21 protein-coding genes are annotated in these 22,512 nt (G+C 57.9%); 14 read left to right on the top strand and 7 right to left on the bottom strand.

Annotated features, from left to right (window positions below):
* Position 1: 1 nt before the first annotated feature.
* The 5 genes from Q1A00_RS09265 to Q1A00_RS09245 form a co-directional block, all read right to left on the bottom strand.
* Positions 2-700, bottom strand: coding sequence for a rhomboid family intramembrane serine protease (locus Q1A00_RS09265; RefSeq protein WP_298403393.1), 699 nt, complete (start codon positions 698-700; stop codon positions 2-4).
* Between the two features lie 262 nt (positions 701-962).
* The gene (locus tag Q1A00_RS09260) at positions 963-1,421 is read right to left on the bottom strand and encodes an SRPBCC family protein (RefSeq protein WP_298403395.1); all 459 of its coding nucleotides are present in this window, start codon (positions 1,419-1,421) and stop codon (positions 963-965) included.
* Between the two features lie 49 nt (positions 1,422-1,470).
* Positions 1,471-2,556 (bottom strand): zinc-ribbon domain-containing protein, encoded by a 1,086-nt coding sequence (locus Q1A00_RS09255; protein ID WP_298403397.1) that lies wholly within the window; start codon positions 2,554-2,556, stop codon positions 1,471-1,473.
* Positions 2,557-2,880: 324 nt separating this feature from the next.
* Complete coding sequence (locus Q1A00_RS09250) at positions 2,881-4,116, bottom strand: hypothetical protein (protein WP_298403399.1); 1,236 nt, start codon at positions 4,114-4,116, stop codon at positions 2,881-2,883.
* A gap of 94 nt (positions 4,117-4,210) precedes the next feature.
* Positions 4,211-4,954 (bottom strand): VOC family protein, encoded by a 744-nt coding sequence (locus Q1A00_RS09245; protein ID WP_298403401.1) that lies wholly within the window; start codon positions 4,952-4,954, stop codon positions 4,211-4,213.
* Between the two features lie 105 nt (positions 4,955-5,059).
* Between Q1A00_RS09245 and Q1A00_RS09240 the strand changes: the two genes are divergently transcribed.
* From Q1A00_RS09240 to Q1A00_RS09185, 12 genes are all read left to right on the top strand, one after another.
* Positions 5,060-6,052 (top strand): MDR family oxidoreductase, encoded by a 993-nt coding sequence (locus Q1A00_RS09240; RefSeq protein ID WP_298403404.1) that lies wholly within the window; start codon positions 5,060-5,062, stop codon positions 6,050-6,052.
* A gap of 305 nt (positions 6,053-6,357) precedes the next feature.
* The gene (locus Q1A00_RS09235) at positions 6,358-7,413 is read left to right on the top strand and encodes a phosphate/phosphite/phosphonate ABC transporter substrate-binding protein (protein WP_298403406.1); all 1,056 of its coding nucleotides are present in this window, start codon (positions 6,358-6,360) and stop codon (positions 7,411-7,413) included.
* 93 nt (positions 7,414-7,506) lie between these two features.
* On the top strand, positions 7,507-8,292 hold the full coding sequence (phnC, locus tag Q1A00_RS09230; RefSeq protein WP_298403409.1) for a phosphonate ABC transporter ATP-binding protein: 786 nt from the start codon (positions 7,507-7,509) through the stop codon (positions 8,290-8,292).
* Positions 8,282-9,070, top strand: a complete 789-nt coding sequence (phnE, locus tag Q1A00_RS09225; RefSeq protein ID WP_299756418.1) for a phosphonate ABC transporter, permease protein PhnE — start codon at positions 8,282-8,284, stop codon at positions 9,068-9,070. Before phnC ends, phnE begins: the two co-directional genes overlap by 11 nt.
* A complete protein-coding gene (locus Q1A00_RS09220) occupies positions 9,070-9,900 on the top strand; it encodes an ABC transporter permease (RefSeq protein WP_298403415.1) in 831 nt (276 codons plus the stop codon). The genes phnE and Q1A00_RS09220 overlap by 1 nt, the downstream gene beginning before the upstream one ends.
* 40 nt (positions 9,901-9,940) lie before the next feature.
* Positions 9,941-10,360 (top strand): phosphonate C-P lyase system protein PhnG, encoded by a 420-nt coding sequence (phnG, locus tag Q1A00_RS09215; protein WP_298403418.1) that lies wholly within the window; start codon positions 9,941-9,943, stop codon positions 10,358-10,360.
* Positions 10,361-10,793: 433 nt separating this feature from the next.
* Positions 10,794-11,420 (top strand): phosphonate C-P lyase system protein PhnH, encoded by a 627-nt coding sequence (phnH, locus tag Q1A00_RS09210; protein WP_299756414.1) that lies wholly within the window; start codon positions 10,794-10,796, stop codon positions 11,418-11,420.
* Positions 11,421-11,525: 105 nt separating this feature from the next.
* Positions 11,526-12,698 (top strand): carbon-phosphorus lyase complex subunit PhnI, encoded by a 1,173-nt coding sequence (locus Q1A00_RS09205; RefSeq protein WP_298403422.1) that lies wholly within the window; start codon positions 11,526-11,528, stop codon positions 12,696-12,698.
* Between the two features lie 69 nt (positions 12,699-12,767).
* Positions 12,768-13,634, top strand: coding sequence for an alpha-D-ribose 1-methylphosphonate 5-phosphate C-P-lyase PhnJ (locus tag Q1A00_RS09200; protein WP_298403424.1), 867 nt, complete (start codon positions 12,768-12,770; stop codon positions 13,632-13,634).
* The gene (locus Q1A00_RS09195; RefSeq protein WP_298403426.1) at positions 13,631-14,470 is read left to right on the top strand and encodes an ATP-binding cassette domain-containing protein; all 840 of its coding nucleotides are present in this window, start codon (positions 13,631-13,633) and stop codon (positions 14,468-14,470) included. The genes Q1A00_RS09200 and Q1A00_RS09195 overlap by 4 nt, the downstream gene beginning before the upstream one ends.
* Before the next feature lie 15 nt (positions 14,471-14,485).
* The gene (locus Q1A00_RS09190) at positions 14,486-15,172 is read left to right on the top strand and encodes a phosphonate C-P lyase system protein PhnL (protein WP_298403428.1); all 687 of its coding nucleotides are present in this window, start codon (positions 14,486-14,488) and stop codon (positions 15,170-15,172) included.
* A 223-nt stretch (positions 15,173-15,395) separates the two neighbouring features.
* Entirely contained in the window at positions 15,396-16,616 is a 1,221-nt protein-coding gene (locus Q1A00_RS09185) for an alpha-D-ribose 1-methylphosphonate 5-triphosphate diphosphatase (protein WP_298403430.1), read from the top strand.
* On the opposite strand, the gene Q1A00_RS09180 is transcribed toward Q1A00_RS09185, so the two are convergent.
* A complete protein-coding gene (locus tag Q1A00_RS09180; RefSeq protein ID WP_298403432.1) occupies positions 16,554-17,066 on the bottom strand; it encodes a hypothetical protein in 513 nt (170 codons plus the stop codon). The two genes, Q1A00_RS09185 and Q1A00_RS09180, sit on opposite strands and share 63 nt — an antisense overlap.
* Positions 17,067-17,329: 263 nt before the next feature.
* Between Q1A00_RS09180 and Q1A00_RS09175 the strand changes: the two genes are divergently transcribed.
* Both Q1A00_RS09175 and Q1A00_RS09170 read left to right on the top strand, forming a co-directional pair.
* Positions 17,330-17,749 (top strand): hypothetical protein, encoded by a 420-nt coding sequence (locus Q1A00_RS09175; RefSeq protein ID WP_298403434.1) that lies wholly within the window; start codon positions 17,330-17,332, stop codon positions 17,747-17,749.
* Positions 17,750-17,905: 156 nt separating this feature from the next.
* Positions 17,906-21,211, top strand: a complete 3,306-nt coding sequence (locus tag Q1A00_RS09170) for an EAL domain-containing protein (protein ID WP_299756407.1) — start codon at positions 17,906-17,908, stop codon at positions 21,209-21,211.
* Between the two features lie 301 nt (positions 21,212-21,512).
* Here Q1A00_RS09170 and Q1A00_RS09165 read toward each other — a convergent pair whose 3' ends face one another.
* Positions 21,513-22,481 carry a MoxR family ATPase gene (locus Q1A00_RS09165; protein WP_298490387.1) on the bottom strand — a complete coding sequence of 323 codons (969 nt, stop codon included), beginning with the start codon at positions 22,479-22,481 and terminating at the stop codon, positions 21,513-21,515.
* Positions 22,482-22,512: the final 31 nt, after the last annotated feature.

Below are 22,512 nucleotides of genomic sequence, written 5' to 3'. Positions count from 1 at the left end.
ATCACCATGGATAATACTGGTCACGATAGTAACGCCGCACGTAACGCCGTTGCCGGAAGAGCGGAGCCAGCGCCAAACCGGCGACAAAGCCACCGATGTGTGCCCACCACGCCACGCCACCCATCGCCTGCACGTCGATCAGGATGGAAAAGACGCCATTCGCCAGTTGGGAAATAAACCACAAACCGAGATACACTACCGCCGGAATCTCGATCAACCATGGTAAGAAAAAGATGGGCACCAGCGTGATCACGCGGGCCGAGGGGTAGAAGAGCAAGTAAGCAGCCAACACGCCACTCAGTGCGCCGCTAGCACCAACTGTTGGAATTGGTGAAGCTGGGTTGAAAAAGACGTGGGTCAACGCCGCTGCCACCCCACAGAGCAGATAGAAGATCAGATAACGCTGGCTACCCATGCTGTCTTCAACGTTATCGCCAAAAATGTAGAGCGCCAGCATATTGCTGAACAGGTGAAACCAGCCACCATGCATAAACATCGAGGTAAAGACGGTGATCAGCTCAGTCGGGTCGAGCGGGTTAGCCAAAAAGCGGGCCGGCACCAACGCCAACGCAGCAATCCAAGCCTCAGCAAGGCGAGCATCGCGCGCCATGAAGAAAAAGACCACAACATTCGCGACCAGCAAGGCCCAATTGACTGCCGGAAACGAGCGTGAGGGAATCGTGTCTTTCAATGGCAACATAGTGGCTCCGTTGATTGCGCAGCGATAGCGCTTCGAGGGCGGTATTGCATCATCCAATTGGTGGGCAAACCCTCTGTCTGCAGGATTTCACTCCGGCCTCAGCTAGGAGTGAATGCTTCATCAGAGTAACACATCTTGCGGGTGGTATGTACAACACCTTAGACCCGGATTGGCACAGGTGGGAACGGATTGACACGGTTAGACAAGCTTAGCGAATCCGTGTCAATCCGTCGTATCTGTGCGTATCCGTGTTCCATTCACACTACCCCCGCTCACACACAACCTTCAACCGCTGCATCTGCGCTTTAGCGTCAAGTTGCATCAGCGGCGCGATGGTCAGCGGCCAGATCAGATCGAGACCGGGCACCTTGAGGCGATATTCGATCCGGTTTTGGATGAGGGTCTGATCAGTGCGGCCCTGCCATGGCAGCCAATGCCATGCATCGAACCCCTCCCAGAAGCCATCGAAGGCCCACAACACTAGACCGGGCCGCCGTTCGGCCACCACATAGCCGGCTTCGAGCAACGGGCCAACCCCGGTGAGGCGTAACCGCCACGGCGCACCAACATCAAATCGCCAACCATCGAGTGGCGTAAACTGCACCGCCGGCGACATCCAACGCTCCATAAGGGTTTGGTCGGTCATCACCTGCTCGACCCGATCCATTGGCGTATTGACCATCACAAATTCCTCGAGGAGGTAGGGAAAGGGAGAGGACATAGCGTTCGTTCCTTGTCTTGTGGAGACGCACGGTTGTGCGTCTTTACGTCTAAACGTCTGGTAATGACCAGATGCCGAAATTATCGAAATGCACCTCGACTCCGCCCTCTTCACGGTAGCACGTTGTCGAGACGCCAATCCGGCCAGAGGCGAAGGTGGCGTCACGGAGATCACCAACTAAGACGCCGTTGATGAACAAGCGGATGCGATCGCCTTGCTTGATCACGCGCAAGCGGTTGACACCGCCAATCGTTGTAAACAGACGAGGATCGCCCTCGGCCAGCGTTACCAGTTCGCCTTCAGCCGGCACGGTAAAGAGCCGATAATAATCGATAAAGAATTCAAACTTGTACATGCCAACGTCACGGCGTTGACTAAAGACCAGACTGCAACTCCCGTCACCACCGCCACGCGCGATATGACAATCGACTTCGGCAATGAAGTTGGTGAACGCGCTAAGTTCATACAACTCATACGAGGTGCCGCGTCCCGTCCAAAGCACCTTAAAGACACCATCTTCGATCAGGTCGAGTTCGATCTCTTGGAAAACGCCGGTAAACCATGCGTTTCGATTGTCAACAAATTCATCGTAAAACACCCGCCGCGAATTAGCAAACAACGCACTCACTTCAGCCTCGATTGCCTGCGCGGTCTGGGTAGGGGCCAGTAACACCTGCGCTTGTGCAGTCTGGGTAGGGGCCAACAGCGCTTGCGCCTGCACGGTCTGGGCTTGGGAAGTACGAGCCAGTACCGCTGCGCCGAGCGGAGTGGGCTGGCCAGCGACGCCAGCTACCGGTGTAGCGGTTGGCAACGGGGTAGCAGTAGCCGCTTGGCGAGGGGTAGCAGTGACGGTGGCGGTTGTGGCAGTGGTGGTTGGTCGATTCATCAAGACCAACCAAATCCCCCCACCCACAACCAGCAATCCGATTAGACCAATGACAACGAAGAGCACGATCTTGCCCATTGCGCGCGATGACGCAGCGAGCGGCGGGGATGGTACGGGTGTGAAAGGGGGTGGTGGAGCCGGTACTACCGGCGACGACTGTTCCGACATTCGCGCGCCGCAATTGGCGCAAAACCGTTCGCCTGCCGGCACCGGTAATCCGCATTGCGGGCAATAGCGTGATTGAGACATGGAGGTTACTCCGTAAGTAGGGTTTGCGGCCACTTTTTGGGTCTATCCTACAGCGTATGCGTTTGGCAATTGTCGTTACACGCTCAGAATAGCATAAAGGGACACTCAACCTCACAGGAAGCTGAAGGGCTGGGATCACCCGTACCCCTCGCTCCTCCTCCGCTGAGAAAGAGGACTGGGGGATTAACGCAAAGGGTGCAAAGCTAGGGTAGTGATTATCCTCCGCCTCCTTTGCACTCTCTGTGGTAAAAATGCCCTCGTTCCTACCACGGGAGCGAGAGAGGGTCGCTGCTTGCTTGCGCTCAAGCAGTGCCACACTCCCCCTCACACCCGCGCCACCCGCACCACTACACCGACTCGTTCCTGATACGCTGCGGCAACGCGCCGCACCTCAGCTTCGGCGTCGCTGGGGCCAAAGACGAGTACCGTGGCGTGGGTGGTCGCAACCGGCTGGCGGGCGCCGAAGATGGCCGGCGTGGTGAGCTGTTCGATAATGGTATCGGCGTGCGGATCGGTCAAGCCGAGCGCCGCCTGTTCCCAGTGGCTTTGGGTGAGGAGTTCGCCCACCAGCCGTAGATCGTCGTCGCGTTGGGCACGGCTGGCAGCAGCGCGCAGCAACGCTAGCGCGAGGCGGGCCCGTTGTTGCTCGGCGAGAGCGAAGGCGGCCAACGCTGCTGGCGGCGAATGATGGGGATACGTACTGGGGGGAGGAGTCGTCGGCAAGCGGGACCGTTGATGGCGAATGAAGTCGCTTATTGAAAGGCTGGCCAACGCTGGTTCACCATCGCGCGCGCCGAGCAGACGCTCGATGTGCGTGAGGGCCGCGCGCACCCGCGCCAGATGCTGGCGCGGCTCATCACCCACTTGCATAGCCCAAAACGCACAACCGGCGGGGAGATGGGCACTTCCACTGATATGCGCCATCAGTGGATTGACGATGACCAGCTCATTGACCGGCGCACAGATAGTCGTGAGCGTACCGATCAGCTCAGCACCGGTACTACGCCGATCGAGGCGGGCCAGCCCCTCGGCGCAGGTAATGGCCAATTCGCGTGGGGCAAGGTGAATGCTGTACGCCTGCACCAACGCCTTGGCGACAGCGGCGATCACACTGGCAGCCGGCATAAACGCATCCACCGGTTGCAGCATTACCCGCGCGCCGCCGCCAAAACGGGCGAATTCTTCGCGCATCAACGACACCCACGCCATCAGCGCCGGCCCCCACCATGGGCTGCGCGGCGGTTGGTGCAGGTCGATCTCAATGACAGCATCAGCGTATTCGCGTGGCCCGCTCGGCAGAAACAGCGCAGTGCAAGGGATTGAGTCGGTACGCTGGCCGCTGCGAAACCGGATGATCGGTTCGGGATCGGGCTGGAGCGCAACCATAACACTACTACTGCCCGGCCACAGCAACGACAAGATGCCCGCTTCGGCAACAACGCCGCTAAACAGATCCACCCACCCCGGCGCTTGCGTTACCGTAATCGAGCGGTCACGGTCGAAAAATCCGCCCCGCTCGGCATAGGCTTGGTGAGTGAAGCGGTCAAGATGATTGGACATGCCATGCTATCCGTACACTACAATGTAAAACCGCACGGCTGTGCAGCCACACGACCATGAAGCGCTATAACGCATGGCCGTGCGTCGCTACGATCTACCGTGCAGCCATAATCGTCGCCCCCAACGACGCAGCAAGGTCGGGAAAGTGTAATCCTCGCAAGGTGATGGCACAAATCCCTTCGCCGCGCCGGGTGAGACGATCGATCACGTGCGGATCACCCGAATCGGGCCCACGCAACACGATCTCACTCTCACCAAGCGGAATTCGCACTTCCGCAGGAGCAGCTTGGGGGTTCATACCGAGCAACGCAGCGTAACGACCGGCGCTAGCAACCAAATCGGTCACCGCGACAACCACCTCGGCAATCCCACGCGCACCGTTGCTGTGGCCCCAAAAATCGGCATCAGGCACACGATACGCCCGATCGGTGACATCACCACAGAGAAACGGTAAATCAGGACTAGGCGGCCACGCCGTCTCCCACGCGAGGCTGATGCCATCGGGCCGGATGCGCCCGCCGGGAACCGGGCCGTTCATCATCAGGCCGCGATCAGCAGCAGCAGCCACCGCAATCGTGGTGTTATTTGTCAAGAGAGCAAAATCGATCAACCCCGGCCCGGCTGCCACATGCCGCCACCAGCGATGTTCGGGGGCAGGGCGGCGAAAGGCGAGCAGTTCGAGATAGGTGCCATCGGGGAAGCTGATCAGCGCATTGTGGGTCGCGCCATCGGCATGTTCGCCGCCGGGAGCAACCACAAAACCGGCCGCAGTATATGCCGCCACAGCCGACGGCAACTGCTCTACCAAAATAACCACGTGATCGAGGGAATGGATCATAGCAACTCCGTAGCGATCGGCAGCGGCCCATTGTTGCAAAGGTATCTTGCTTCATTATAATCGACACTACAGCAAGCACGTACTACCAAAGCAAGGGGGCACACGATGAGCGACGAACGTTTTACTGCGCTGGTGGTAGAAGAAGGGGCCGATGGCCGGCGGGTCGAGTTTCGTGAATTGCCGTTGAGCGCACTCCCGCCCGGTGAGGTATTAGTCAGAGTAGCCTATTCAACCCTCAACTACAAAGATGGCTTGGCTATCACCGGCAAAGGTAAAATCTTGCGCAGCAGCCCATTAGCGCCGGGGATTGATTTTGCCGGCACCGTTGTGGAATCAGCCGATCCGCGCTACCAACCCGGCGACCAAGTGGTATTGACCGGCTGGGGGGTCGGTGAGCGGCATTGGGGTGGTTATAGCCAATATACGCGGGTGAAGGGTGAATGGCTGGTGCCGCTGCCCACCGGTATGAGCTTGCTGCATGCCATGACGCTGGGCACTGCTGGATTTACCGCTATGCTGTGCGTACTGGCCCTCGAACGGCACGGCTTTGTCGCCGGTCGTGAAGTACTCGTCACTGGTGCAGCCGGCGGTGTAGGGAGCGTAGCAGTGGCGTTGCTGGCCAAAGCTGGGCACACGGTGATCGCCGCCACCGGCAGACCCCACGAAGAATCGTACTTGCGCGAACTTGGCGCGAGCGGCATCCTTGACCGCAATACCCTCAGTGCGCCCGGTCGTCCGCTCGAAAGCGAACGCTGGGGCGGCGCAGTTGATACGGTTGGCGGCGCAGTGTTGTCTGGTGTGTTACGTTCGATGGCGATGCGCAGTGCGGTTGCAATTTGCGGCAATGCCGGTGGTGCCGAATTTACTACCTCTGTCTATCCCTTCATTCTGCGCGGCGTCACGATGATCGGTATCGAGTCGGTGATGGTGCCACGCGAGGAACGTCTCGCCGCATGGGAGCGTATGGCCCGCGATCTGTCGCCGGAACTGCTCGATCGAATGACCACCGTCATTCCATTTGCCGAGCTGCCGGCTTATGCTGAACAGATCACTAATGCCCAGACCCGCGGGCGAGTGGTGGTAGATGTCAATCGATGAAGCGCGCGCGGTGCGCTTGCACCTGCCTCAGACGAGGGCAAACGAAGGATAGGTTTGCCACTCTGCTATCCTTCACCCCTGCTCCACTGGCTGGAGCAGGGGTGAGACGTGTTACTGCTCAATTGCGATTAATGGGTCTACTAGCTTCCCGTTCACGCATCCGCTTGCCCAACTGCTGTACCGCTTTGATACAACCTTAGCCAAGAAATAATCTGTTTATAATACTTTCATAACCCTAGCCGTTTAGACTGCCTACAACGATGCAACAGCATCGCTAGTTCTCCCTACATAGGAGGATGTTTTGTATGCGGTCGCTCAAGCTTTTGTTCATCACGACGATTGCGGCATTGGTTTTAGTGGCTTGTGGTGCTAGTGGAAACACGGGTGGAAACACTACCTCGAATACAAACACACCAGTCACCATTGTATGGTTACCAAATGAATCGGGCGCTGAATTAAAAGATGCACGTGAGGCAATCGGTGCAGTCATCAGCGAAACACTTGGTCGCCCCGTCGAACATCGCACTACAACCGATTACTTGATTGCAGTTGAAGCCATCGCAAATAACACGGCTCACCTCGGCTTTTTCGGCGCTGAAGCCTACGTTCAGGCGCACGACAAGAATCCAAAAGTTATCCCATTGGTCATTCCTAGCGGTACTGATGGCCGGCTCGAAACTGCGGTCTACTATAGCTGGCTAGCAGTTGCTCGTGGTCAAGAGGGTAACTATCAAGAGAATGGCGTCTACAAAATCGACAATATTCAGGGCAAGCGCTTTGCCTTCGTCTCGAGCAGCTCAGCCTCCGGCTTCCGCGTACCAGCGGCGACGATTGTCAAATACTTCAGTCAGAAGGAAAAGTGGAAAAATCTGACCCCCGACGATCTCATCGAAGGTGGGCAGAATAAGTTCTTCAGCGACGTGCAGTTCGGCGGTTCGCATCAGGGTGCGGCAGTTGCCTTGCTGTCTGGCGCCGTCGAAGTAGCTTCGTTCTGTGACGTTTGTGTTCAGAACTACGTCGAGCTGGTATCGGGCGTAGAGAATCAACCCGGCGCCGTGTATCGCGTGCTCAATAATGCTAGTGAGCCGTTTGATAAGTTTCCCGGCGCTGAGTTTGTTATTATCGCTTCAGTGCCGGTAATCAGTGCGCCCTTTGTGGCCAATAGCAGCCTGCTAACCGCCGATGAGATTAAGCGTCTGCAAGACAAGCTGACCTCAGATGAGGTGACCAATAACCCCCGCATCTTTGCTACGAAGGCCGAGATTGATGCCGGCTTCCGCCCGCTCTTGCGCAAGACGAAGGACGAGCGCTTCTTGGTCGTTGATGACTCCTTCTTCAACCCAATTCGAGAGATGCGCTAAACAGCATTCGTCACTATACGCAACAATGATGTTGGAGCTGAACGACATGTTTCAGCTCCAACGTTATACTCAATACGCACGAAAAGGGGTTCTATGAGCTTGCTTGAAGTCGATGCCGTCACTAAGCGTTATGGGCCAGAGACATTAGCGCTCGATTCGGTCACTTTCTCAGTCCAACCCGGCGAATTTGTCGCGATTATTGGCCCTTCGGGGGCAGGGAAATCGACATTACTACGGTGTATCAACCGGCTGATCGATATTACCGCTGGTGATATTCGGTTCGCCGGCGTTAGTGTACCAACACTGCGCGGTTCGGCCCTCCGCCGCCATCGCATCCAGATTGGGATGATCTTTCAACACTATAACCTTGTTAATCGCCTCAGCGTGCTCGAGAATGTGTTGCACGGACGACTCGGCTACAAGAATACGCTGCAAGGCATCCTCGGACTGTACAGCGAGGAAGAGAAGCGTGAGGCAGTGCGCATTCTCGAAACACTCGGTTTGAGCGAGCAGATGTATAAACGTTGCGACCAGCTTAGCGGCGGTCAGAAGCAGCGGGTTGGCATTGCTCGCGCGTTAGTGCAGCAACCGAAAATGCTGCTCTGCGATGAGCCGATCGCTTCGCTTGACCCTAGTTCGGCGAAGGTGATCATGGATACCTTGCAAGAGATTAACCGCTCTACTGGGATTACGGTGCTGGTCAACTTACATCAAGTCGATGTCGCGTTGCACTATGCCAAACGGATCATCGGCATGAATCGAGGCCGCATTGTGTACGATGGCGCACCACACAATCTCAGTAGCGATCAGATCTACCACATCTACGGTTCAGAAGCTGGCGAGTTGATCCTTGATCTGAAGGAACGGTATGCAGCCTAACACCTTTCTGCGCCGCCGTCGTCTGCAATCAATCTTCTTCTTGGCTGTGATTGCCGCTATTACCTACGGCAGTATGGTACTGACCCAATTTGATCTCGTGCAAGGCTTAGGCGTGATTCCACGTGCTTTTGTATGGGCAATTACCAATTTCGTGCCCGACGAACGCGCTTGGTCGCGCTTGCCGCGCATTTTAGAGAAGTTGCAAGAGACAGTGTTGGTTGCGGTGGCTTCCTCAACCATTGCCTCAATCTTTGGCTTAGGGCTAGCTCTGCTCGGCGCCAATACCACCCGCCCGCATCCGTGGTTTAGCTTGCCGGCCCGCGCCATTGCCAGCATTTTCCGCAATATTGATGTGTCGGTATGGGCGCTGATCTTGCTCTTTTCGTTCGGCCAAAGCGGCTTTACCGGCTTTTTTGCCCTCTCTTTTGTCACCTTCGGCTTTATCACCCGCGTGATGATCGAGACGATTGATGAAGTGGGCATTGAACCGGTCGAAGCGTTACGCGCTACCGGGGCTAGCTATGCGGCAATCATTAGCCAGAGCGTCATTCCAGCTTGTTTGCCGCAGTTGATCAGTTGGGTGCTGTACATGATCGAAACGAACATCCGCAGTGCCACCCTAGTCGGTATCCTTACTGGCACCGGTATTGGTTTTCTCTTCGATCTCTACTTCAAGAGTTTTAGTTACGGCTCGGCTAGTCTCGTCGTGCTAGCAACCGTGGTGGCCGTGTTGCTGATTGAAGCGGTATCGAACTATATCCGAAGGACGATCCTCTGATGGAGACGACCTTGACCTCTGGTCGCATTCGCGTGCGACCGCGTACCCGCGCTAACATTGTGCTGCACGTAACGCTCATCGTGTTGGTGTTGCTGACCATCTACGGCTTGGCGACCCTCGATACGCGCAATATCAACATCTTTACTGCCTTTGGCGACATGCTCAATAATTTTCGGATCGTGCTGTTCGAGGCACGGTTGAAAAATTTGAGCTGGTTGGAGCTGTTCCGCGAATTGATGATCACCGTCGCGTTGGGGCTGATCACCACTGTTCTAGGCGCAATCATAGCCTTCTTTGTAGCACTGTTCGCCGCCCAAAATCTGGCTCCGCGCCGGGTCACCGATGCGGTTAAGGCAGTGATGGCCTTCATCCGCGCGGTGCCGACCGTGCTCTGGGTACTGTTTTTTGCAGTCACAGCCGGTCTGGGCAGTATAGCTGCCGTAGTCGGGATGACGTTTCACTCGATCAGCTATTTGGTGAAGGCCTACGCCGAGACCTTCGAGGAGCTAGATGAGGGGGTGCTAGAGGCGTTGCGCGCGAGTGGAGCCAATTGGTGGCAGACGATTTTTCAAGCGGTCGTGCCTTCGTCGGCATCGGCCCTGCTTTCGTGGACGTTCGTGCGGTTTGAGATTAACTTTTCGGTGGCGATTGCGATGGGTGCGACTGCCGGCGCTGGCGGGATCGGGTTCGATATGTTTATGGCTAGCGCCTTCTACCTCGATCTGCGCGAGTTGGGTATCTTTACGTATGCAGTGCTTATTTTCGCCATTCTGTTAGAATGGGGCGCAACCCGGTTGAAAGAGACAGTTGGCGTGAAGCGGCAGGCGTAACGTTTGCAAACCCGCGCAGCAGCCGCGGAAGGAGATTTCTATGCTCACCCCCTCGCATATTTTGAGTTGCAGCCCACCCCACCTCGTTTGCGCATTAGCCGAGCAGGTGCTAGAGCGGTATGACCGCAATGCAGTGACGTTCATTAGCGGCCCGCGCTGCGTGCTGGTGCAGTTGCGCATGATCGAGGGCGTTGGCGAGTCGGTCTTCAACGCGGGTGAGATCCTCGTCACCGAGACACGACTAGAGCTGGCTGGCCAGTTTGGGTTTGGCATGGTGATCGGGCGTGACCCCGATCACGCCACGGCGCTAGCCGTGCTCGACGCGGCGCTGCGCATGCCGGGTGATCCGCATGCCGATTTACGCCTGCGCATCGCCGAGCTGGAGCAGGCACTGAGAACCGCTTACGAACGCCGTTTCGCCGCTGCCGCGGCGACGCGGGTTGAGTTTGAGACGTTTTGATCGACGCAATTACTATTGCGCCGCGCTGATGAACGGGAGCCAAATAGCCACGCAAAGACATAAAAGGCACAAGTCGCTTGCTCCATCCTAGTCCCTCCCTCTGTGAGAGAGGCCGGGAGTGGGGGCCAGATCGGGTTTACTGTCGAGCGCGTAGAGGATGATGTTCAAATCTAACTCTTTGTGATCTTCGCGTACTGTTGCGCCTTTGCGTTAACAACTCTGCGTCTTTATTCGCGTTGTGGCTTTCGCATGGCCCTCATCCCCCGGCCCCCTCCCACCTGACGGCGGGAGAGGGGGAGTCGTGAGGCAGGTAAGTATGGCATTGCTGGCGCGGCATGCAGTAACACTCCCCGTTGGATGAGAAGTCGGGGGTGAGGGCCGGCCCCGGTTCAACCCGTAATTCAGATGATGTATAACCTACTGAGACCCGCCTATGACCATCGTTGCCACGCCGCCTACACCGCTCGAACGCTTCAACAGCCTCGCCTTCCGCGTGCTGCTCGATTGCTTAGCCCGCCCCGGCAAGGTTGGCCGCTTGCCGCCGCCGCCCTTCGCCGATCTGCCGCCGCTGCCGGACGGCACCCTGCCCAACACCGTCGCTGTTGCCGCATGGCTCAGCCTGCTCGACCAGACCGTGAGCTTTGCCCATGCCGTCGGTGCGGAATGGTTGCCGGTTGATTATCCACTAACACGTTGGCTTGCCCTGCGCACGAACGCGCGCCCGGCAGATCCTTCTGCCACCGATTTCGCCCTCTTGCATGATCCGTCTGGGACAACGCTGTTTGGTGACCTCAACATTGGATCACTACTCGAACCCGAACGCAGTTGCACCGTCTTTCTCAGCCTACCAGAGATTGTGCCCAATGGCGCGGCGCTGCGCCTACGCGGGCCGGGGATTGCTACCACCGCTACAGTCGGGTTGCGCGGCGTCGCCCCGACCGAGCTAGCCGCTATTGCGGCCCGGCCAAGCCAGTTTCCGTTGGGGATCGATCTCTTTCTGATTGATCAGCAGGGGCGATGCTTGGGGTTGCCGCGCACGACGCAGATTGAGGTCATCTAAGGAATGAGGGAGTTTTACCGCAGAGAATGCGACGGACGAGGATAAGGAGTAGGGGTGAGGGTGTCCGACCCGCCATACAACTGCTAAGGCGATAAAGGAGCTGGTATGGGATACGTTGCGGTGCGCGGGGGCAGTGAAGCCGTTGCCCGCGCCGAAGAGTTAGTCGCGTGTTTGCGCTTGCTTGGCGGCAGCACACCGCTGCAATTGCCGCAGATCCGCGACCAACTGCGCCACGCCGTCAGCCGGGCTATGCATGAGGGCGCGCTCTACGCGCCGTTGCTGGCAGCGCTGGCGGTTAAGCAGGCCGAAGGCGATAGCATCGAAGCGGCGTTTTTGTTGCGCGCTTACCGCACCACCTTGCCGCGGGCGATGGCTTCGTTGCCGGTATCGGGACGCGAGATGTTCTGTTTGCGCCGGATTTCGGCTTCGTTCAAAGACATTCCCGGCGGCCAGATGCTGGGGCCGGCCACCGATTACCTGATCCGTTTGTTGCAGCCGGCGCTAGCCCACGAAGATGTGCGGGCAGTGATTGCCGCCGCCGAACGCTACACAGCGCTGGTTGAGGCCGGCAGCCCCCAACCCGGCGCGTGGGGCCGCTTCCCCAAGGTGACCGAGTATATGCGGCAAGAGCAGATGATTGTCAATGTTCCTGCCGAACCTGTGCGTGAAGAGCCGTTTGACATCACCCGCGAACCACTCACCTTCCCCTGCCCGCGCAGCGCCCGTCTGCAAGCCATGACCCAAGCCGATACCGGCAGCCTCATGAGTCTGGCCTACAGCAGTACCCGTGGCTACGGCGATGCCCACCCGACACTGGTGGAACTGCGCTATGGCTACCTGCCGGTGCAAGTCGCGCACCCGCTCACCGGCGAACCGATCACTATTGGCGAGATTGAAGCGACCGAGGCCGAAATCGCCTCGAAGGCGCATAGCGTGACGAATCACGCCGAACCGCCGCGCTTCAACGTTGGCTATGGCTTCGCCTTCGGCCAGAGCGAGCTGAAGGTGATGAGCATGGCCATTCTCGATAGCGTGTTGACCCAAGCCCGTGCCGGCAGTCTCGCTGGCGAGTCGGGGCCGGCGGCCAACGAGGAGTTTGTCTTGCTGCATACCGATGGAATCGAAGCCAGCGGCTTCGTCACCCATTACAAGTTGCCGCATTACGTCACCTTTGCCGCCGACCTGAGCGTGCTAGATCGGGCGCGTGAGCATCACACCCAGCGCCAGAGCCGGCTCGGCCAGTTGGTTGATCAGGCGATCACAAGCGATTCGTTCTAATACGGGGGACACAGACACACACGGGCAGCAAACGTCCGTATCCCACGCCAACCAAGGACAACGCATACTATGAGCGAAGCTTCCGATCAGCTCTACAACTTCGCCCTGCTCGATGAAGACGCCAAACGCGAGATCCGGCGCAAGCTGTTGAAAGCAGTCGCCCTCCCCGGCCACCTCGTGCCGTTTGCCAGCCGTGATCTGCCGATTGCCCGCGGCTGGGGCACCGGCGGGTTGCAAATTACCCTGTCAATTGTCACCCCAGCGGACACGCTCAAGGTGATTGATCAAGGCGACGACGAGAGCGTCAATGCAGTCAATTTGCGCCGGCTGATCAATCGCACCACCGGCGTCACTACCACCACCGACACCGCTGCGGCCACCATCATCCAAACCCGCCACCGCATCCCCGAAGAGCCGATGCGGGCCGATCAAATTCTTGTCTTGCAGGTGCCGATGGCCGATCCGCTACGCTGGGTGGAACCAAACCTCGAACGGGCCACGATGATGCACAGCGAAGCCGATTACGGCAAGATGTGGGTTTATATGTACGAGAGTGTGGTGCGGGCCGGCGATCTGCGCATCGCCAGCCAGTATCCGGTAATCGTCAACCGGCGCTACCTGATGGACACCACACCCATCCCGCGCTGGGATGTGCCGAAGCTGCATATGGCCGACACCCTCTACCTGTTTGGGGCCGGACGCGAGAAGCGCATCTATGCGGTGCCGCCCTACACGATCGTCGAACCGCTCCAATTTGAGGATTACCCCTTCCGTACCGAATACCGGCCCGGCCAGCGCTGCGCTCGCTGTGGCGCTGAACACACCTTTCTCACTGAGCATTTTGTCAGCGATAGCAACGGCGGACGGTGGGAAACTACCTGTTCTGACGCAGCGTACTGTGCGAAGCGCGTGGCACAGATGGAGGCGACGGCATGACTGGCGATTGGATTCTGCGGGTTGAGCAGCTCTCGAAGCACTTTGGGCCAACGTGCCCCGACTGCCGCCGCCTGACCGGCCCCGATCTTGGCCGCTCACAGTGCCCGCGTTGTGGGACGGTCTGGGCCTGTGTTGAGGCGAACTTGCAATTGAGCGCAGGCGAAGTGTTGGGCATCGTCGGTGAGAGCGGCAGCGGCAAGAGCACCCTGTTACAGATGATCTATCTAGCCCTGCACCCCGACAGCGGTCACATCTGGTACCGCGACAATGGTGGACCGCCGCGCGACCTCACCACTCTCAACCGCTATGAAGCACGGTTATTCCGCAACACCAAACTCGGTATTGTCTACCAGCGTCCCGAACTGGGCTTAAACATGCGCTTCTCGGTCGGCGGCAACGTAGCCGAAAAGCTATTACTGGCAGAATGGCGGCACTTTGGCCGCATCCGCGCCCGCACCGCCGAATTGATGGTCAAAACCGAACTGCCACCAGAACGGATTGACGACGAACCACCTACCTTCAGCGGCGGCATGCTACAACGTGTGCAGATTGCTAAGGCGCTAGCCAGCCGCCCCAGCCTCTTGCTACTCGACGAAATCACCAGCGGGCTGGATGTTTCGGTGCAGGCCCGCGTGCTCGACCTGCTGCGCCGGATTCAGTGGGAAGACCGGATCACGATGCTGTTGGTGTCGCACGATCTCGGTGTCGTGCGCCAACTCGCCCGCCGCACGATTGTGATGAAGAATGGCCACATTGTCGAAGCGGGGTTGACCGACCACATCCTCGAAGACCCGCAGCACCCATACACCCAACTGCTGGTCTCGTCGGCGTTGTAACAAAGGCTGCGCGCTATGAGCCACCCACTGCTTGAAATCCGTAACCTATCCAAATCCTTTACCCTGCACCTGATCGACGGGCGCGAAATTACGCCGGTGCGCGACGTAAATCTGAGCGTCGCCGCCGGCGAACACCTGCTGATCCACGGTCGCAGCGGGATCGGCAAGACTAGCATCCTCAAGTGCATCTACCGCACCTACTTACCGACTTCCGGCCAGATCTGGTTTGACTCGCACCAATTTGGTCGGATCGACCTCAGCCGCGCCGCCGAGAGCGTCATCCTCAACCTGCGCGAGCACGAGATCGGCTTCTGCTCACAATTCTTGCGCGTGCTGCCACGCGTTTCGGCGCTCGACACGCTCTGCGAGCCGCTCTACCGGCAGGGGATGGATCGGGCGACGGCGCAAGCGATCGGACGCGAATGGCTGCAACGACTCGGTATCTCACCGGCGCTCTGGCAAGCCAGCCCGCTCACCTTCAGCGGCGGCGAACAACAACGGATCAACCTAGGCCGGGCCTTCATTGCCCGTCCGCGCCTCTTGTTGCTTGATGAGCCAACGGCCAGTCTTGATGAAGCAACAAAGCAAGTAGTAATTGAGATGATCCGGGTAGCGCAGAGTGAAGGCACCGCGATCATCAGCGTCTCGCACGACTTGGCCGGGCTAGGGGCGCATGCCAACCGGCAATGGACGTTCCAGTAAGGGCGTGGTATTGTCGTAAGAATAGGCAACTTAGTGCGCGCAAGAGGGGATATTCATTGCTCAAATCGAACCTTGAACAGGCATGACTCTCAAATGTGCGCTTTGGTTGAACGCAGGCCACTCCCGCCCATCCCATAGATCCAGACCGCTGACCTGCATATCAGCCCGCCCCAGACCAAACGAGACATCCTTAGCTTTACGCATGCATCAATCGAGGCAACTTATGCAATTTCTCTTCACCAACGCTACTGTTGTCTTACCCGATCGGGTCGTCGAAGAGGGTTGGGTGACGATCGAACGGGACCGGATCGGGGCGATTGGCCGCGGCGCACCCCCGTATGCGGCAACGATGCCACAGTTTGATCTCGACGGAGCGTACTTGTTGCCCGGCCTGATCGACTTGCACTGTGACGCGATTGAGAAACTGGTGCAACCGCGCCCCGGCGTTGAGATCGAAGCTGGGATCGCGCTCCACGCCGCCGACCGGCTCTTGCTGGGGTGTGGCGTCACCTGCCAATTCCACGCCCTATCACTCGATGACGCTGAATTCGGCGTGCGCAGCGATCGCTTCGTCAGAGACTTCCTCCACCGACTCACCGCCGAACGGCATTGCGGTGCGCGCCATCTCGTGCATGCCCGCGTCGAAGTTAGCAGCGAACGCGGCCTTGAGGCGCTGAAGACGATGTTTGGCCATCCCTTGTTGCGGCTAGTCTCGATTATGGATCACAGTCCGGGACAGGGGCAGTACACCACTGAAGCCGCGTTTCGCGATTATGTCGCTAAAACCACTGGGCGTAGCGATGCTGAAATTGACGAACTACTGACCCGCAAGCGGGCAGCGCAGAGCGATGTGCCTCACCGGATTCGGCAGGTGATTGCGTGGGCGACGAAGTATGGCTTGCCAGTCGCCAGCCATGACGACGACACTCCCGAACGGGTGGCGCAGTGGGTAGAGCTAGGGGTGAAGATTGCTGAATTCCCCACCACTTTAGCCGCCGCCCAAGCGGCCCATACCGCCGGGATGGCGGTGGGCATGGGCGCACCAAATGTGCTGCGCGGCAAGTCGAGCGGTGGCAACCTGAGCGCGCTAGCCGCGATCGAAGCCGGTGTGGTGGATTGGCTATGCGCCGACTACTACCCAGCCTCGTTGTTACCAGTGATCTTCCGCCTCGCCGACCGCGGCACCCTCAGCCTGCCTGATGCAGTAGCGCTGGTCAGCCACCACCCGGCCCGCGCCGTCGGCATCGACCATTTGATCGGCAGCATCCAACCGGGGCTAATCGCCGACCTGATCGTCGTCCGCCGGATGCCCGATCCGGTAGTGCAACAGGTCTTTGTCAGCGGGAAGCCGGTGTACACTCTGCTAGAGCAGAACGAACCGCTACCCTTCCCCGACCGCCACCGAACGGGCGAAGAAGTGCCGTCCCCACGCGAACATCGTTAGCAACGACCAGCGGATCAACCCTTCAGGGCCGATGGCAAAGAGCAGCGCCAGCGGCACGCCGCTCAGCCAGCGGCCCCATTCAGGGGGCGGTTGGCCATCAACGGCAAACATGCCGAAATAGCGGACACTGTAGCCGTTGAAAATCCCAATCGCTTCGAGCGCACCCACTGTTAGCCAAAAGATCAGCCCCGAAATGCCCAAACTCCGCGCTAATGCACCAGTCGGCCACAACAGCAGCTCGATCAGGCTAAACAACACATAGACGGTGCCCAACACAATAATGGTCACGTAACCGCTGCTCTGCAAGGTTGAAATCATCCAGATCACAAATCGTTGGAAGCCCTCGTTGTGACTGAGCAACCATTCAGTAATGAAGACGTTACTCTCAAACCACCACCAACCGGCAAGGGGGAGCAGAGCAAGGGCCAGAACCAATTTCAGATGGCGCATAGTATTTCATTCATAGAGAGTAAACAACACATCGGCCCACTTCTTATTATAGGGGCAGGTTGCAGATTACGCATATGCGAGGCTTTGGATGGCATGCAGCAACTTGGCCGCCGTATGCTAATGTTACACTAACCAACGTCAAGTTATCTATACTTATACTAGCATTGATCGAAGTCTAACCGGATGCTGTTATAATAAAATAAGTAGAGACGTTGCGATGTAACGTCTCTGTTTATTCTTGCATCATGAGGTGAGTGCTGCCTATGTCTGCTATCACCGAAACGCTCGATCGCGTATTCGACCGGCTACTCTGGTTGCCGCCGCAGCCGGCACTGCCGGCCCCGCTCGCAGAAACGGCTGAGGAAGAAGCACTTGACGACGCACCGCCAGCGACGCCGGGAGAGCGAGCCTTCAGCATCTCGCTCTTCATCTCGGCCACCCGTTGCACTCTGCAATACGTGCTCTTGCCGATTGGATTGCCACTCATCGGGTTGACCACTGACATTTCACTCCCACTCGTGATCCTGCTCGATCTGCTTGCGATCACGATGCTGGTACGCAGCCTGCGTTACTTCTGGCAAACCCGGCACCCGCGCCGGTTCGATATGCTGCCGCTCTCGTTGGTCATCCTCTTTATCATTTTTTTCTCGTTGGGCTTTGATATTTGGCAACTACTCACCTAATGGTCTCTCCTTCTGGCTGCACTGCCACCTGCCGGTAGCCTTTTACCGCAAAGGAATGCCGGCAGGAGTTTCTTTCATGGATGCAATGAAATGTAGTAAACGCGGTATACTAGCGGCAGCGGAATCCACAATACGGCATCCGAGCACGCAACACTTATGATTGACGACACCCCATCCGTACCTCCTCCTCTGTTGAACTGTGATATTGCCGCTGCGACCCTTTCTACCCTACTAGAATGCACCGCCGAGATAGTCATCATTCTCGCACCCGATCAGACTATCCGCTTTGCTAGCCCTACCCTGACCAACCTACTCGGCCATCCGCCATCTCTTGTAGTAAATCGCTCCATCTACGAATTCGTCCATCAAGATGACCATGACCCGCTGCAACAACATCTCGCCACTTTGATCGATTACCAATGCCAGCGCCAACCAATTCGGGTACGTTTACAGCATGTTGAAGGCGGCTGGCGGATTTTTGAGTTTCGGTGTTGCAACTACCGGCCCCAAGCCGCAGTAGAAGGGATCGTCATCAGCGGCTATGATGTTACGGCGTTGCTGGCCGCCGACTATGCGCTGCGCAACAACCAATTGCGCTATCACCAATTGCTCGAATTGGCCCCGATGCTCATTATGATCAGTAGCTTCCCGGAAGGGATTATTCGCTACTGCAACCCCACCGGCGCGCGCATCTTCGGGGTCGCTGATCCGGCAGAACTGATCAACCAACCATTCACAGCGTTCCTTTCTGGTGAAGAACACCATTTGATCCGTGAGCGTCGCAATATGCTTCGCAACGGTCAACTCCTCCAACCGGTTCGTTACCACATTTATGCCCGCGATCAGGTGGTGCGCGTGGTGGAAGTGCAAGGCGTGTTGATCGAAGGCACCGGCGAAACGCAGGTCTTAACGATCGGTCACGATGTCACCGACCGGGTCGAAGCGGAACGGCAATTAAACTTGCGAGCGCGGGTACTGTCGCAAATTCACGAGGCGGTGATCGTGACCGACCGCAGCGGCGTGATTGTCTACCTCAACGAGATGGCAGCGTACCTCTACGGCGTGCAACCGGAAGCGATGATCGACCAGCCGCTGAGCCGTCTGTTTACTGCCGAACCGTTGCCGTACCAGCCGATGCAACCGGCAGTGCAGAGTGTCAGTACAGGCTGGCGCGGCGAATTAATCCATCGCCTGCCAGACGGGCGGGCCATTATCGTTGATGTGAGCATTGATCCACTGTATCACGACGAGCTAGCCAACGGCGGTGCACTAATTGTGGTGCGCGACATTACTGCCCGCAAACAAGCCGAAGAACGATTGCGCCTGCTCGAGTCGGTGGTGGTGAATACCAACGACGCCGTCATCATCCTCGATGCTGAACCGCTGCATGCACCCGGCCCCTTTATTCGCTACGCCAACGCCGCTTGCAGCCGGCTGACCGGCTACGCCACTAACGAGTTGATCGGACGCAGCTTACGCATCTTGCACGGCCCGGCCACCGATCTGGCGACGCTTCATCACCTGTGGGTTGCTATGGAGCAGCAGCAACCAGTGCGCCTTGAACTCCTCTACTACACGCGCGCTGGCGAACCGATCTGGGTTGATCTCAGCTTGTCGCCAGTCACTGATGAATATGGCAAAGCAACCCACTTTATCGCATTACACCGCGACATCAGCGCGCACAAGCTAGCTACCTTCCTCGAACATGACCGTTCCGACATATTAGCCCTGCTGCTCCAGCATGCCCCAGTTACCGCCGTGCTTGACCGGCTGGTGAACCTCATTGAACGGCAACGACCCAACTGGCTGGTATGGGCTGAATTGGACGGTTACGCTGCTGCCGCCAGCAAACCATTGGCTGATGCAGCCGAGCTGATTGGGTCGCGCCTACGCCAGATCATGGCTCGGCATAACCCCAAAAAACCGATCACGTTCGATCTCCGCACCCACGGCGACCAACTCGGTCATCTGAGCGTTAGTGGAGGTTGGATCTGGCCATTACCAAAAGCAAACGGTATGCTCGCCATCTTCCATCAACAATCCGATTGGTCAAGCGAGAGTGATCAAACCCTGTTACGGGTCGCGACCGAACTCTTTAACTTGATCGCTGATCACGCCAACCTTAATGCGCAGCTCCACTATCAGGTGCGCTATGACGCTCTGACCGGCTTGCCCAACCGCAATCTGCTGCAAGAACGGATCGAGCTAGCCCTGCGCGATGCGCGCGAACGACGCCATATTGTAGCGCTGCTCTTCATCGACCTCGATGGGTTTAAGCAGGTGAACGATTCGCTGGGCCATCCAATCGGTGATCGGTTCCTCAAACACGTGAGCAATGCCTTCGCTGCCTGCGCCCGCCCGCAAGACACCCTTGGCCGGATGGGCGGCGATGAGTTTCTCTTGCTGATGCCTGATCTGCCTGATGCGCGATTAGCCGATATTGCAGCCCAACGCTTGCTTGATGCGTTGCAAACGCCGTTCCTTCACGATGGGCATGAATTGCGCTTGACCGCAAGCATCGGGATTAGCCTCTTTCCGCGCGATGGGGTCGATGTGGTGTCCCTGCTCAAGAACGCTGACAGCGCCATGCACCGCGCCAAAGAACTCAAGCGCAGCGGTTTTCTGCATTACCGGCCGGAACACAGCCGGCGCGCCCACACCCGGCTTGCCTTGGAAGCCCAACTGCGCCACGCAATTGAACGGGGCGAACTGGCAGTTTACTACCAACCGCAGTACGATCTGGTCAGCGAAGGCATCATCAGCGTCGAGGCGCTTGTGCGCTGGCACCATCCGCAACGCGGCCCTATTGCCCCCAGTGAGTTTGTGCCAATTGCCGAACAGAGTGATCTGATTATTGAGATCGGTTCATGGGTGCTGCGTGAAGCTTGCCGGCAAGCAATGGTATGGCAACAGGCTGGCTATCCGCTCCTGCGCATCAGCGTCAATGTCTCGGCTCGCCAACTGTTGCGGCCTGAGTTTGTGGCTGAAGTTGCAGCCGTCCTGCATACCACCGGTTTACCGGCCCAGTATCTTGAACTAGAGATCACCGAAGGTGTCATGCTCGACGATCCGATCTACGCTGCGCGCCAGATCGACCAGTTGCGCCACATGGGGGTGCGCATTGCGCTTGACGATTTCGGCACCGGGTATTCGTCACTCGCTTATCTGCGCCAACTCCGCCTTGATGCGCTCAAGATTGACCAAGCGTTTGTGCGCGCGATTGACGAACAGCATGGGATGGTCACGAATAGCCGCGCCTTATTGCGTGCGATTATCAATTTGGCGCATAGCCTTGGATTGGCTGTCGTCGCTGAAGGGGTCGAAACTGATGAGCAGCGGGCCGCCTTGCTCAGTATGGGATGCGATGTGCTGCAAGGCTACCTGATTGCACACCCCATCCCTGCCGATGAGGTGTGGCCCACAATTATGCGTCTGCAAGGGCGGCATCCGCCAACTGATTGAGCATGATCGGGGCGCAAAGTGAGCAAAAATGCAAAGTTTTCAACGCAACGGCGCTAAGCCCGCCAAGGATCGCAAGGTCATTTGGATGAGCAATACCGATGCTCCACTCTCACCCTCTCCCTCAAAGGGAGAAGTACCCTCCAACTCTAACGGGGAGGGGCCGGGGATGGGGAGGTTGGGAAGGGGACAACCCAACACCACAATAAACCCGGACACCTATCCGGCTCCGCGAAGAGGCAAAGAGCGCCGGACGCCTGTCCGCCTCTGCGGTAAATATTATCCCGATCAGGCGGAGGGAGGATCAACTTCCCTCTACCGGCACCGGGATTTGGGCAAGAATGCGTTCGAGGATCACTGTCGCAGTTTGCCCGCGCAGCCGCGCTTCAGCGGTGAGGATCAGGCGGTGGTTAAGGGCCGGTGCGACCATCGCCTTGACATCATCAGGCAACACAAAGCTGCGCCCAGCCATTGCCGCGCGCGCTTGGGCCAGATGGGCCAATGCTAGCGAACCGCGCGGGCTAGCGCCTAGCTCAATATCGGGATGATCGCGGGTGGCTCGGGCAATCGCTACCAAATACTGGCGCACTGCCGAGCTGAGCGCTACTCCACGCACTGCCGCTTGCAAAGCGCGCACTGTATCGGCAGTTACAACCGGCGACTGCACAACATCCGCTATCGGTGATAACGAACGCCGCACAATCTCTTCTTCTTCTTCCATACTCGGATAACCCATCGCCACTTTGATCAAGAATCGATCTAGTTGCGCTTCCGGTAATGGGAAGGTGCCTTCGAGTTCAATCGGGTTTTGGGTGGCGATGACCAGAAATGGGCGCGGCAGCAGGCGCGTCTCGCCATCAATCGAGACCGTCCGTTCTTGCATGGCTTCGAGCAGCGCGCTTTGGGTGCGCGGCGTCGCCCGGTTGATTTCATCGGTCAACACGATCTGAGCAAAGATCGGGCCGGGCCGAAACTGAAACTCGCCCAACTTCTGGTTATAAAATGAAAGACCAGTCACGTCAGAGGGTAACAGGTCGGGGGTGAACTGGATGCGCTGAAAGGTACAGCCGAGCGCACTTGCCAGTGCGCGGGCGAGAGTGGTTTTGCCGGTACCGGGCACATCTTCAAGCAAGACATGCCCTTCACAGAGCAATGCTGCCAGCAAGAGGTCAATAATCGCTTCCTTGCCAACGATGATCTGGCCGATGCGAGCGCGAATGGCCGTAGCGACCCGATGAATCTCGGCAATGGCGGTTTCGGAAACGGTGGACACGATACAACTCCATTAAGCTTGCCGGTCAAAG

This window comes from uncultured Chloroflexus sp., from assembly GCF_938091255.1.
Classification (GTDB): domain Bacteria; phylum Chloroflexota; class Chloroflexia; order Chloroflexales; family Chloroflexaceae; genus Chloroflexus.
Note: the sequence above shows the minus strand (reverse complement) of the source record. Positions and strands in the feature narration are given on the sequence as shown.